11 protein-coding genes are annotated in these 12,509 nt (G+C 64.6%); 5 read left to right on the forward strand and 6 right to left on the reverse strand.

Annotation, left to right across the window (positions count from 1 at the left end):
* Window positions 1-360 precede the first annotated feature (360 nt).
* A complete protein-coding gene (locus tag AC1DBQ_RS16905; RefSeq protein WP_476929611.1) occupies window positions 361-1,050 on the forward strand; it encodes a nucleoside/nucleotide kinase family protein in 690 nt (229 codons plus the stop codon).
* Window positions 1,051-1,720: 670 nt separating this feature from the next.
* On the opposite strand, the gene AC1DBQ_RS16910 is transcribed toward AC1DBQ_RS16905, so the two are convergent.
* Window positions 1,721-2,461 (reverse strand): SDR family NAD(P)-dependent oxidoreductase, encoded by a 741-nt coding sequence (locus AC1DBQ_RS16910; RefSeq protein WP_476929612.1) that lies wholly within the window; start codon window positions 2,459-2,461, stop codon window positions 1,721-1,723.
* Window positions 2,462-2,711: 250 nt separating this feature from the next.
* Between AC1DBQ_RS16910 and AC1DBQ_RS16915 the strand changes: the two genes are divergently transcribed.
* Window positions 2,712-4,328 (forward strand): FAD-binding oxidoreductase, encoded by a 1,617-nt coding sequence (locus AC1DBQ_RS16915; protein WP_476929613.1) that lies wholly within the window; start codon window positions 2,712-2,714, stop codon window positions 4,326-4,328.
* Window positions 4,329-4,388: 60 nt separating this feature from the next.
* On the opposite strand, the gene AC1DBQ_RS16920 is transcribed toward AC1DBQ_RS16915, so the two are convergent.
* Entirely contained in the window at window positions 4,389-5,363 is a 975-nt protein-coding gene (locus AC1DBQ_RS16920; RefSeq protein ID WP_476929614.1) for a helix-turn-helix domain-containing protein, read from the reverse strand.
* 413 nt (window positions 5,364-5,776) lie between these two features.
* On the opposite strand from AC1DBQ_RS16920, the gene AC1DBQ_RS16925 reads away from it, so the two are divergent.
* From AC1DBQ_RS16925 to AC1DBQ_RS16935, 3 genes are all read left to right on the forward strand, one after another.
* Window positions 5,777-6,355: a TetR/AcrR family transcriptional regulator gene (locus AC1DBQ_RS16925; RefSeq protein ID WP_476929615.1), complete on the forward strand. Its 579-nt coding sequence runs from the start codon at window positions 5,777-5,779 to the stop codon at window positions 6,353-6,355.
* A 457-nt stretch (window positions 6,356-6,812) separates the two neighbouring features.
* Entirely contained in the window at window positions 6,813-8,033 is a 1,221-nt protein-coding gene (locus tag AC1DBQ_RS16930) for an acetyl-CoA C-acyltransferase (protein ID WP_476929616.1), read from the forward strand.
* Entirely contained in the window at window positions 8,030-8,443 is a 414-nt protein-coding gene (locus tag AC1DBQ_RS16935) for a PaaI family thioesterase (protein ID WP_476929617.1), read from the forward strand. The genes AC1DBQ_RS16930 and AC1DBQ_RS16935 overlap by 4 nt, the downstream gene beginning before the upstream one ends.
* Before the next feature lie 143 nt (window positions 8,444-8,586).
* Here AC1DBQ_RS16935 and AC1DBQ_RS16940 read toward each other — a convergent pair whose 3' ends face one another.
* The 4 genes from AC1DBQ_RS16940 to AC1DBQ_RS16955 all read right to left on the reverse strand — a co-directional run.
* Window positions 8,587-9,906, reverse strand: coding sequence for an NADH:flavin oxidoreductase (locus AC1DBQ_RS16940; RefSeq protein WP_476929618.1), 1,320 nt, complete (start codon window positions 9,904-9,906; stop codon window positions 8,587-8,589).
* Between the two features lie 134 nt (window positions 9,907-10,040).
* Window positions 10,041-11,069 (reverse strand): ABC transporter permease, encoded by a 1,029-nt coding sequence (locus tag AC1DBQ_RS16945; RefSeq protein WP_476929619.1) that lies wholly within the window; start codon window positions 11,067-11,069, stop codon window positions 10,041-10,043.
* The gene (locus tag AC1DBQ_RS16950) at window positions 11,066-12,025 is read right to left on the reverse strand and encodes an ABC transporter permease (RefSeq protein WP_476929620.1); all 960 of its coding nucleotides are present in this window, start codon (window positions 12,023-12,025) and stop codon (window positions 11,066-11,068) included. Before AC1DBQ_RS16950 ends, AC1DBQ_RS16945 begins: the two co-directional genes overlap by 4 nt.
* Window positions 12,022-12,509, reverse strand: a 488-nt coding sequence (locus AC1DBQ_RS16955) for an ATP-binding cassette domain-containing protein (RefSeq protein ID WP_476929621.1), incomplete at its 5' end; no start/stop codon positions are given. The genes AC1DBQ_RS16955 and AC1DBQ_RS16950, both read right to left, overlap by 4 nt.

Below are 12,509 nucleotides of genomic sequence, written 5' to 3' on the forward strand. Positions count from 1 at the left end.
TCCTTGTCGTGACCTGGACAGCGGAGTTGCTGTGTACTCCTTCATGGCCGGGAGCGCTTGGAACTGCATGACTTGCTGCGACTTGGGGTCATTCGGGCCTCCTTTCTTGCCGTTTGTGTCGGGCGTGGTTGGCCTTGTACCTATTCATGTCCCGGAGTTGGGGTGATKACATGACCTGCGGGAAGTTTCTGGGAGATTTTCTGGTCGTGGATTCGTTCCTTTTGTTGGCAGGGGAGAGGTGGKCGGGCGTTTGTCCGGTAAAGGTTGTGTGGACGTTGTCCACGCCGATGTAAACGTGATGTCGTAGAACACGGGCGACCCTCCCGCCCTGGTCCAGGCGGGGGCCGGAAAGGAGAAGTGATGAACACCCCTCCATACCTGCGCTGGGACGAATCAGGCCGGCAGCAGCTCCTCGCCCGGGCTGAAGCGCTGCTCCAGCGGCGCGGACGGTGCCTGCTCGGAATTGCCGGGGCGCCCGGTGCCGGAAAATCCACCATCTCCGAATGGCTGCTGGAGCACCTGCTCGCCAACCATCCCCGGCAGGTCGCCCTGGTCCCTATGGACGGATATCACCTGGCGCAGTCGCTGCTCGTGTCCCGCGGGCTTGAGCACCGCAAGGGCGCTCCGGACACCTTCGACTGTGCCGGGTACGTCGCGTTGCTCCGCCGGCTGCGCTCAGATATCTCGCGGGAGATCTTCGCACCGGTGTTCCGCCGCGAAGTGAACGAGGCGATCGCCGGGGCCATCGCCGTCCCGCCGGAAACACGCCTGATCATCACCGAAGGCAATTACCTTCTGTTCGACGAGGCCCCATGGAACGAGGTCGCATCTCTCCTGGATGAAACCTGGTTCGTGGAACTCGAACAGGGCGAACGCCTGCGCCGGCTCACCGCCCGGCACCTGCGGTTCGATAAGGACACCGCCATCGCCGAATGGCGTGCAACCGGCAATGACGAACGTAATGCCCGCCTGGTAGCAGCAGGAAGCCAGCGGAGCACACTTGTCATCGAGCACACACCGGCGACCGTCTCGGCGCCCGGCCGGGAGTAAGCGKCCGGGCGCCGGGCCGCCGGCTTCATGGCGTCCCGGCATTATTCACTGCCTGGGGTAGTTACCAGTGGCCACCGAAATGTCGTGTTGCGCTATATGCCAACCGCATTCACCTGGTCCTTTCGGGGTGGGGCTTCCCCGGATCCGAGCATGCGGAGGCGCCAGAAGTGATCTCGTAGAGCGCGCCCGGTCAGGGGAGGTTCCCGGTATCCGTGTCTTCCCCCGGAGGGCGGGGCCGGCGAGTTCCGCACGGTCATCTCCCAACTGCAGGAAGCCTGCCGAGCCCAGGCCTGCAGCGGGTTCGTATCGCAACCCGCCGATTTTGAGCGGCGACTCTATAAGGAGAAATCCAGCCTCGTCCATGGTGAATCCCTGCGTCCATTGAGGCTGGCAGTACGAGCCGATTCGGGCTCCGGTCGTAACCGTGAGGTGGTCCGGGTCGTCATGCCACCAGATGTTGATTTCCTTCCCAGAGAGTTGGAAAATTCAGTTCTGACTTTTCGGGGACCGAGGAACGAGCCACGTCCATGCCTCCAGCATTCGGGGGTGAAGTTTTCGACGATCCTCTTGGCCGGAGTCAACAGAGTCTCCGAAGGCGATATGCCGGAGTTTCTTCCATCGATGTAGTCAACGGAATCACCAGAGAGGCAAAGGCCGGTCTCGCTCGGACCTACATCATCGCGCTGGCTCCGCCGTCTACGACCAGGTGGGATCCCGTGACCCATTTCGCCTCCTCGGAGGCGAGGTAGAGGCCTGCATACGCGACGGCGAGTGGTTCCCCGGGCTTGCCGTCAATCGTGCGCTCGATGATCGGGGCGACCGGTGCGTTCTCGCCGAATTCCTCGAACATCGCGAGTACCGGCGGAGTCGCCATGACACCAGGACTTACGCAATTGACGCGAACGCCGACGGCGACACCCTCGGCGGCGAGCTGCCGAGTCAGAGCGATGACGGCCCCTTTCGCAGCAGCATGGGCGGCCTGCGGCAGGGCCCGGGCACCCTGKATCCCGGCGCCCGAACCGATGTTCACGATCGCACCGCCGACGGCGGCCAGGTGCGGCCAGGCGCTTTGGCAGGCATGCCACACCAGGTCCAGCTCGTTCTGGATGGTGAACCGGTAATCCTCGCCGCTCATCTCGGCGAACGGCGCGAATTTCGGCATGCTGGCGTTGTTGTAGAGCACGTCGATACGGCCGTGGCGTTCGATCGCGCTGGCGACCCAGYGATCGATGTTTTCCCGGTTGCCCAGGTCCAACGGGGCGCTTGATTCGATCGCGCCTCCGTTGGCCTCCACCAGGCGGACCGTCTCCGCTGCTCCGTCGGCATCGAGGTCACAACCGACAACCGTGGCGCCCTCGCGGGCGAACAGGACGGCGGTCACCCGACCCATTCCGCCCCCGATGCCTGTCAACAGAACGACTTTTCCTTCCAGACGACCACCAGCCATGGGTCCTTCTCCATTCAACTCGTCATATGTAGTGGGCCCCATGCAACCACAACGAGGAAGGGGCCGGAGTCCGGAGCGGCCCCATGGTGCAGTCCGTGCACACTTCTGTGCACGGACTGCACCATGGGTCCGCAATCTCCCCACTCCGGCGCCAGAGGGCGCAGGATCAACAGCACGTGTTACACACGACACACCGCATCAAAGGAGATGATGAATGATGAGTATCACCCCCGAGACGTCGACTCGCCCGCTCCCACCCGGCGTCATCCAGTTMGACCTCGAAAAGGCACTCGCGGCGTTCGCCGCCGCGATCGGCGAAGACAATGTCGCAAGCGATGCCGAGTCCCTGCAGGACTTCCAGGATCCCTTTCAGGTTCCCGGCTCCGCCACGAATCTCCCCTCCGCCGTCGTCAGCCCGACGAGCACCGAGGACGTCGAGGCGATCGTTCGGATCGCCAACGAGCACCGCATCCCGTTGTGGCCCATTAGCCGCGGCAAGAACAACGGCTACGGGGGAGCCGCGCCGCAGGTACGCGGCTCCGTGATGCTCTCGTTCCGGAACATGAACTGCGTCCTGGAGATCAACGAGGAGCTCGGCTACGCGGTCGTGGAGCCCGGCGTGAGCTGGTACGACCTGCACGAAGCGATCAAGGCTGGCGGACACAACCTCGTCGCCTCCATCGTGGACATCGGCTGGGGAGGCGTCGTCTCGAACACGCTCGAGCACGGGCTGACCTACATGCCGTACTCGATCGACCAAGCCTCACATTGCGGCTTCGAGGTGGTGCTCCCGAACGGCGACCTCATGCGCACCGGCTCGGGTGCAATGGATAACAACCCGACCTGGCCGCTGTACAAGCGCGGTCTCGGTCCGACGTCGACCGAGATGTTCATGCAGTCGAACTACGKCATTGTCACGAAGATGGGCTACTGGCTGATGCCGAAGCCAGAGGTATACATGCCGCTGTGGCTGCGCGTCTGGGATGAGGCGCAGATGCCCGCCGTGGTCGATGCGCTGCGCGAGCTCATGCTGGCCGGCACTATCGACATGCGCCCGCAGCTGTCGAACACCCTGTGCATGGCCTCGATGCTCACCACCCGTGCAGAGTGGTACACCGGTGAGGGCCCGATGCCGGAGGAGATCATCGACAAGATCGCCAAGGAGATGGGACTGGGCCKGTGGATGATGCGCTTTGCGCTCTACGGCGACGAACCGGTGGTCGACCACAACTTCGCGAAGCTCAAGGCGCGCTTCCTGCAGATCCCGAGCGTGGATCTTATGGGCCAGAAGCACGGGGCAGATGCGTGGGAGACGCTGCCCAACCCGCACGAGCGGGTGCAGATCGGCGTACCGAGCCAGGACCTCTACAAGATGGCCGGCTGGTCCGGCGGCGAGGAGGGCGGCCACGTCGACTTCTCGCCGGTCATCCCGCTCACGGCCCAGCACGCGATCGCCGCGCAGAAACTGATGGCCGAGATGTGCGCCGAGGTGGGCCTTGATTTCCTCGGTGGCATGCTCCCGATCAACGCCAGGTCGACCACGTTCATCAACGTGATCCCCTTCGACACCAAGAACCCGGAGCAGGTCGCCAAGGCGTACGCCCTGGCCAAGCGCATGGTCGCCGAGGCGGGCAAGCGCGGCTACGGCGAATACCGGGCGCACTTGTCCTTCATGGATCTCGCGGCCGACCAGTTCGGCTTCAACGACCACGCACTGCGGCGCTTCAACGAGACGATCAAGGACACGCTCGACCCGAACGGGATCATCGCTCCGGGCAAGTCCGGGATCTGGGGCACCCGCATGCGGGAGGCCGGTTTCCCGCAGGCGTGATGGCGCATCTTCGGGGAGCCCCCGCCCTGCCCAATGGGCAGGTGCCGGGAAGGCTCCGCCTTAACAAACGGGCGGGGTCTTCCCGGCAGGCTCCGGCAGATGCCTGGCATCCCGCGGGGCACAGCCGTGGACCTCGCGAAAGGCTCTGCTGAAGCTTGCCGGATGGCGGTATCCCCACCTCGTCGCGACCGTCGCGATCGTCATTTCCGGGGACCGCCGCAACTCGCTCACGGCACCCTCGAATCGGCGTTCGCGGATCCAGGCCGACACTCCGGTGCCGGAGGCTGCAAAGAGCTTGTGGACGTAGCGCGTGGACACGTAGTGGGCCTGCGCGATCCGCTMTGGCCCGAGTTCCGGGTCATGCAGGTGGTCCATCACGTACCGCTGCATCCGAGCGAACAGTGTCTCAGGTCGGGAGCGCGGATCGGAAGTCTCCTGCGCKCCGTACATGCTGCGAAGCAAGGGCAGCAGCATCTCTGCAGCGCCTTCCCCGTCAGGGCTCAAGAGCCCGCCGCCGCTCGTTGTGGTTCGAGCGAGCTGGACGAGGAACGGGGTTCCCGGCCCAGTGAGCCGTCCCTGACCCGAATCCACCCTCGTCGCGGAACGCCGGGCGATGCCCTCGGCCTGCGCCCCGATGAACCATTTGGGAATGCTGAATACGAGCACCTCGAAACCCTCCCGGCCCTCAAAGGTGGAAGGCCGCGACGTATCGTGGCACGCAATATCACCGGGGCGAAGAGCACAGCTGCGATCGTCCTGTTCGATATGGATCGTGCCCCTGGCCATTAGATACAGCAAGATGCACTCGGGATCGGCGGTCGCGACCATCCGCTGCGTGCGTGCCACCCGGTGCGCAAGTCCTTGGATGGACCGGACCCCGACCGGTCCGACCTGGCCACCGGCCAAACGGGCGTCGAAGGTGGGCGCTCCGACCGATTCGACGTGCATCGGGAAGAAGCGTTCGGCGATTCCCGCCGACCAGTAGTCCCGGCGCTCGGCCGGAGGAACCGACCGGGTATCGAGTACGGAAGTCATCGGTCCACCTCGGATGAGGTTCCGTGATAGATCTGCGGTGCAGCCAAGCACATGCCGAGCAGGGGAGGGCGGGCGTTGCCGTGGGCCCCGGGCTGGATCGKATTCGTGGGCGCCGGGTCGATTCCGGGCGACGCCGATGCTGCCGGCGATTGGAGGCCCCGACAGCCCGCGACAACCGAGCTCACCGCCAAGCCCCTGGCCTGGGCTGAATCTCCGGATTCCACTACCTCCGTGGCAAAGGAAGGAGTCACGGCACCTCCTAGATGATTCGATCCGTTTCGTACTGAGTGTAAGGCGCGTCACAATTCGATGCAAATATATGCGCGGGTACCTTGCGATACCCGGAGTGGCGAATCGCGCACACCTAATCGTGTACGTTTCGTATTGGATGGCTAAGCACGTATGGTTGACCCATGGCAATCAGAAGCGAAGAAAGCCGTCGGGCCATTTTGGAAGCAACCATGAAGTTGCTCGAAGATGCGGGGCCTGACGGATTTACGGTGCAAAAGCTCTCGATCGAGCGCATTGCCCGTGAGGCCGGAGTCAGCAAGACCACTATCTACAGGTGGTGGTCGAGCAAGGTTGCCRTGGTTATCGATACATTCCTGGACAACCATGTCGCGCGTACTCCGGTGCGCCAGGATGTCCCTGCGATCGACGCGCTTCGTGAGCACATGGCCTCACTTGCGGAGGTCTACGCGGGCAATGAGGGGCGGCTCGTGGCGCAACTCATCGGTGAGTGCCAGGGCGACGAGGCAGCGATGGCTGAATTCAAGAAACATTTCTGGACTCCGCGCGCGCTGGTCGTTACATCCCTGGTTGAACGGGCCATAAACGAGGGGTCGATGCGCAAAAATCTCGACGCCCAGCTCGTCACGGAGCTGCTCTATGCCCCCGTGTACTTCCGCCTGTTGTTCCAATCGGGCCCCCTCGACGCCAAAGCCACCGATGCCATCATGCAGACGGCACTTGAAGGGCTTGCTGCAGGGTAGCGGCCCCAAGTATTACTTGTGTTCCGTCCGGGCCCATGGGCCCGATCGGCTCCGTGACTGAAGAATTGACCCTATAACCTTGGGTTGCCGCGGCATGTTGGGCGAATAGCATGCCGGTGCTGGCTTTAGCCGTGGCGCAGCCCGGCGCCCGCGTTGAGTGGCGTGCACCTATTTGAGGGTGCGCAAGAAGTTTTCGGCGGCGGTCCGGTAGGCGGCGACGCTCTGTCATCGCCTGCGACCACCGTGGCCTCTTTGCGACATGCTCGTGGCGCCCTTTGCCTCCCTAATTTCCCTTCCATGTGTCCGGTGTGGGCCTGGGAGGCTTTGGCCCTGTGTAATACGATACGGTTCGTATATATTGGATTTAACGTTAGATGTAGGAGTCTGACCCTGATCTGTCCCTGCCCGTGGAGCCAGCCCGTTAGGGAAGCCGTCCACACTGAGAGGAAACATCATCGTGAAAACCGCCATCGCGCCGAATGACGCGGTCGTCGTCGCCTATCGCAGGACACCGATCGGCCGTGCCCGCAAGGGATCGCTGGCCGGGGAGCGCCCCGAAGACCTCGCGCTGGCAGCCATCCGGGGAGTGCTCTCGGCAGTTCCGCAGGTTGACTCCGCCGAGTTTGCGGACGCCTACGTGGGGTGCGCGGTACCGCAGGGCGCGCAGGGCGACAACATTGGTCGCCGCATCATGGTTCTTGCAGGGATGGACAGCGTCCCCGCGGTTACTGTGAACCGTTTCTGCGCGTCCTCGTTGCAGGCCRCCGCGATGGCGGCCCAGGCTGTTCGGGCTGGCGACGGGGACGCGTTCCTGGTTGCGGGCGTCGAATCGACCACCTCGACACCGCCCGTGGTTGAATCACCCCACCCCGCCTTCGCGGACGCGGCACGGCGTGCCGATGKCATCTTCGAATCCGGCCAGCCGTGGGCCGACCCCCGGGATCACGGGGAGCTGCCCGATGTGTACCTCTCTATGGGCAAGACCGCCGAGTTCGTGGCCCGTCAAACCGGCACCACGCGCCGCGACMAGGACGAATGGGCTCTGGTGTCCCAGTTCCGCGCGGAACGGGCGATGGTGTCCGGGTACTTCGCGCGCGAGATCGTGCCGGTGGCCACGGCTGCCGGCACGGTGGTGCGCGCCGATGACGGCCCGCGTCCGGGCACCACCCTGGAGGCCCTCTCGAGCCTCAAACCGGTGTTCCACGAGTCCGGAACCGTCACCGCGGGCAACGCCAGCCCGCTCAACGACGGCGCGTCAGCCTTGGTGGTGATGAGCGCCCGGCGCGCGGGCGAATTGGGGTTGAAGCCGCTGGCCCGCATCCTGGGCAGTGCCGCAAGCGGCCTCTCGCCGGAAATCATGGGACTGGGTCCGGTGGACGCATCCCGCCGCCTGCTGGATCGCTTGGGCCTGTCGATGGGTGACATCGACATCGTCGAGCTGAACGAGGCCTTTGCCGMCCAAGTGGTTCCCGTGGTGCGGAAGCTGGGCGCAGATCCCGAGCGGGTCAACCCGTTTGGCGGGGCGATCGCCTTGGGMCACCCCTTCGGTGCGACCGGCGTGCGGCTGGTCGGAACGCTCATCAACGGACTGCAAACCAAGGACGGATCGCTCGGCCTGGCGACGCTCTGCGTGGGCGGCGGCCAGGGCATGGCGATGGTAGTGGAAAGGCTGTCGTGAACCAGTCATCGATCATTGCCGACCCGGCCCGCTCGATGCTGGCCGCCGACCGGAGCCTGGAAGGCCTCGGCATCCAGGTGCTGCGCGCCAGCGAAGGCCGTGCCACGGCAGTCCTCAGGATCACACCCGGTATGGCGAACGGACACGGGATCGCCCACGGTGGATTGGTCTTCGCGCTGGCAGACACAGCGTTCGCCATGGCCGCAAACACGTTTGGCGCCGGAATCGCGACCGCCGAGGCTTCCATCTCCTATATTTCCCCGGCCCGCATCTCGGAGGAGCTGGTCGCCTCCGCTGAAGTGACCTTCCACGAAGGCCGCCGGATGATTGTGGATGTTGTGGTGCGGGCGGGGGAGCGGACTGTCGCCATCTACCGCGGAACAGGCAGGGCCCTGCGCCCGGCGGACTGAGGCTTCTCAAACAGCTGCCGGTTTGGGGCGGCAAGGCATACGCGTGTGCCCGGGCTCCAGGTCGGAGTCCGGGCACACGTGTATTTGTACCAAGGTTGCCGCGCCGGCCCCCGCCACGGGTGGGGCCCGGCGCGGCGCAGGTGTCAGCTCTTGGATGCCTTCGGGCCGGCGGTCGCCAGCTTGTCGGCGATGCCCATGAGGACCGGTGACCCGGTCGCGGCAATCAGCAGGCCCTGGACCGGGCGCTTGAKCTTTACCGATACAGGTTCCTTGCCCCCCGCAAGGACCGCTTCGCGTCCCATGGCCGGGTTCTTGTGGCACCGGACCGGAACGTTGAAGATCAGGCGGCGCAGGCATGAGTTGTCGTGGTCGCACCACACAATTTGACCCTGTCGTCCCTGKAGGACCTTGTTAGGGAATTCCGGATCGGCCAGCATCTGCCGGGCCAGCATGATTCCGTCTGCGAACCCGGCGGTGATGGCATCTGCAYACTGTTGCGGGTCATAGGTGCTGCTGAGAAGCAATGGGACCTGGGGCATGGCGGCCCGGAATGCCTGCGGCTCTCCGTGCTCCAAAATGGCGCCTGAGTGGGAGGTGACGTTGTTGTCCATCGACTCGTAGTTMGCATCGCTCAGGGCGATATATCCCACGCCTTCCTTTTCAATGATCGCTGCAATTTCGGCGAACCCTTCGGGTCCCTGGCCATCGGGAAGGTGGTCGTTGGTGCTCATCCTGAGGCCCACCGGATAGTMTGTTCCGACTTCGGCCCGGATCGCCCGAATCGTGTCCGTGAGGATGCGGGCGCGGTTTTCGGCGCTGCCGCCGTATTCGTCCGTCCTCCAGTTGGTGCGCGGTGAGAGGAAGGAGGAATAGAGGTAGCGCATGTGTGCGCCCAGCTCGATGCCGTCGAAGCCGGCCGCCTTGGCACGCCGCACTGCGGCGACGGCCTGCTCCTGGACCTCGAGGATTTCCTCCTTGGTGATCTCCTCCGGCGTCGGGTTCGTTCGGCCGCCGGGAATGTAGAAACCGTGCGGCAGGCGGGGTGCGGCCATGCGGACGGGCTTCGGGCTCGCGGCCCTAGTGGGCCGGCCCTCGCCCGGCACGCCCMTGGCGCCGAAGCTCGGGAAGATCTGGGCGAAGATGGGTACATCGTGCTCGTGCACGGCATCGACCATGCGCCGCAGACCGGGAATGAACTCGTCCCGGTCGAAACGCATCAGGGGCTGGAACGGTGCCTCTTGGTTCCCGCGCTCGGTGGCCACGCCTCCACCGATGATCAGCAGCCCTGCGCCGCCGCGTGCCCGCGTAGTGAGGAACGCGATGGTCTGATCGCTGGGATGGCCGTCCTTCGTCGGCTGAAGTACGGCCATCGGACTGAGCACAAAGCGGTTCTTGATTGTCAGGCCGTCGATTTTCCAGGGGCTGGAAAGCACTTCGGCGACGGTTGCTGTCTCGGGGGACATTTATTCTCCTTGGTTTTCAGTTGGACCGGGATGAAATGATTCATCCAAAATTGACATTCGACTCGGCGCGTATCGTATCGTGATGAGCGCGTGTCGCAATGGAACGGCGAAAGTAGCGGAAACCGGACCAGGCCTCAGAACCTGTCTCGGACGTGGCGTTCCCGACCGTAGAGCGACACCACAGCAAGGATGATGACGCCAAAGACGATGCGGCTCTGGGCTTCCGTCAGCCCATTGCTGACGATGATCGTTGACAAGAGGGTGAGAGTGAGTGCGCCCAGCAGCGTCCGGGTGTAGCTGCCGCGAATCGAGCCGAAGATCGAGCMGCCGACGAGGACCGCGGCCAGGCCGGAGAACAGGTAGGGTTCCCCGATGGTTTGCGACGATCCCGCGCCGAAGGATGCGATGAAGATGCCGGCAACCCCGGCCAGGGCTCCGGAGGCTGCAAAGACCATGGTCCACACGGAAGCGGTCCKGACTCTTGCCAATTGAGCGGCCCGGAAATTGATTCCCGTCGCGTAGAAGCGACGTCCCGCCGCGGTGCGATTGAGGAAAAGCCACATTCCCACCCCGCAGAGAAGCACGATCAGGATGATCGGGGGGAATGGCAGGMCAAGGGTGGTCCCCCTTAGGCTGGCCAGGGAACGCAGCGCCTCCGGCGGGGCGGAGGAATAGTCACCGTCGGCGAGGAACAGGGTCGCGCCCGTGATGGCCGCGCCGGTGCCCAGCGTGACGACCAGTGGCTGGACCGCGAAGCGGTGGCAGATCCAGCCGATCAGGGCTCCGACGCCGCCGCAGACCACGACTGTGATCAGCAKGGCTACGACCGCAGGGACCCCGAGCTTACCCGCGACGTTCGCCGCCATGAATGTACCGAAAAGGATGTAACCCGGCGCCGCCAGGTCGAGCCCGCCCAGGATCACCACAAGCGTCTGGCCCATGGCTGCCAGGGCCAGCAGGGACGTGATGACCAGTATCGAGGTGATTGACCTGGGGTTTGCGATTGCCGGTATGGTGATCACCAGCCAGGCCGCCAGGGCCAGCACGACAAGGACCTGCAGGGCCGGTACCTCGAAGACCCAGGCCCTGAACCTGGTCCAGGGCCTGGGCTGGACCGCCGGTGCCTGGGTTTTTGGTGCGGGGGACAGGGTGTCACTGCTCATGATGCGTTCCTCTTCAAGCGGGGGGCCAGCAGCGTCGCGCCCAGCACGACGCCAACGACGAGGACGGCGCCGTAGGCAAATTGGATGAGGCTGGGTGCCACGCCCGAGGCCGTGAGCAACTGTTGCAGCAGATAGATGGAGACCGCCCCGAAGAGGGCACCCAACAGCCCGCCGCGGCCGCCGGCCAGGCTCGTTCCGCCCAGCACGGCCGCGGCGAGCCCCAGCAGGGCATAGGTGGAGGCGAGCGAAGACTGCGATGACTGCACGATAGCCGTCAGGGCGATTCCCGCGATTCCGGCGAACAGGCCGCCGAGGGTATAGGCCAGGATCCKGATTGCCTTGATGTTCACGCCGGAACCGTAGGCTGAAACATCACTCTCGCCGGTCGCGAGKAGATTGCTGACGAAGGCCGTGCGGCGCAGGGCGAACCAAATCAGCCCGGCGACGCCGATGGTCAGGACAGCGCCCGGGACGATGCCGATGCCCCCGGCGAAGACCTCCGTCCAATTATTCGGGGCGGCCACCGGATTCTGGGCGATGGTCAGCGACAGGCCAACGAGCAGGAACAGCATCCCGGTGGTTGCGACCACCGGATGCAGGCGCACGACGGCGACCAGGATTCCGTTCAGGGCTCCGATTCCGGCGGCCACCGCCAGGATGATGGGTGCCGCGAGATGCCAGTTGCCCAGCCCCGCGGGAATGAGGATGGCGACGAACAGGCAGTTGACGAAGGTGGCCAGGGGACCGACAGAAATGTCAATGCCACCGGCGAGGATCGAGGGCGTGGAGGCGAATCCCACCAGCACGAACGGCGCCAGCGTTGCCAGGGTGCCGGGGAGACGCGCGGGGGAGAGGAAGGACGGTGAGACGATCAGGTTCAACACCAGCAGCACCAGTGCGAGCAGCAAGGCAAAGGCGAAAGGCCAGCGCTGGAACAGGKRGAGGACGCGGTTCATGTATGCACCTCTGATTTCTGGCCGAAGTATGCGGCGACGATGGACTCGGTGGAAAGCTYGGAATGGGGGATCTCGGCAAACACTGATTGGTCGCGGAAAACCAGGACGCGGTCTGCGAGGTCGACGAGTTCGTCGACCTCGCTGGAGAGGACCACGACGCTCATGCCTTCGGCACTGAGCCGGTCCAGGATTGCGTAGATCTCCCGCTTGGTCCCGATGTCGACCCCTCGCGTGGGGTCGTTAAGCAGCAGGACCCTGGGGTCCGTGGCAAGCCAGCGGGCCAGCAGCACCTTCTGCTGGTTGCCGCCGGACAGGGTTGAAATTGCATCCTGCGCGGCGCCGAAGCGCAGTGACAAGGACCGAGCGAACGCATCGAACCGCCTGGCGATGCTGCGGGTGTCCAGCAACCCGCAGCGACGGTCCTCCCCCAGGGTCGGGAGTGCGAAGTTCTCCCGGATCGACATGGACTCGAACAGTGACTCAC

Source organism: Arthrobacter sp. 10T413_2 (assembly GCF_056394205.1).

What these genes read in the sequence shown, in the direction of transcription:
- AC1DBQ_RS16905 (WP_476929611.1), top strand. Translation starts at nt 361, where the DNA reads ATGAACACCCCTCCATACCTGCGCTGGGACGAATCAGGCCGGCAGCAG.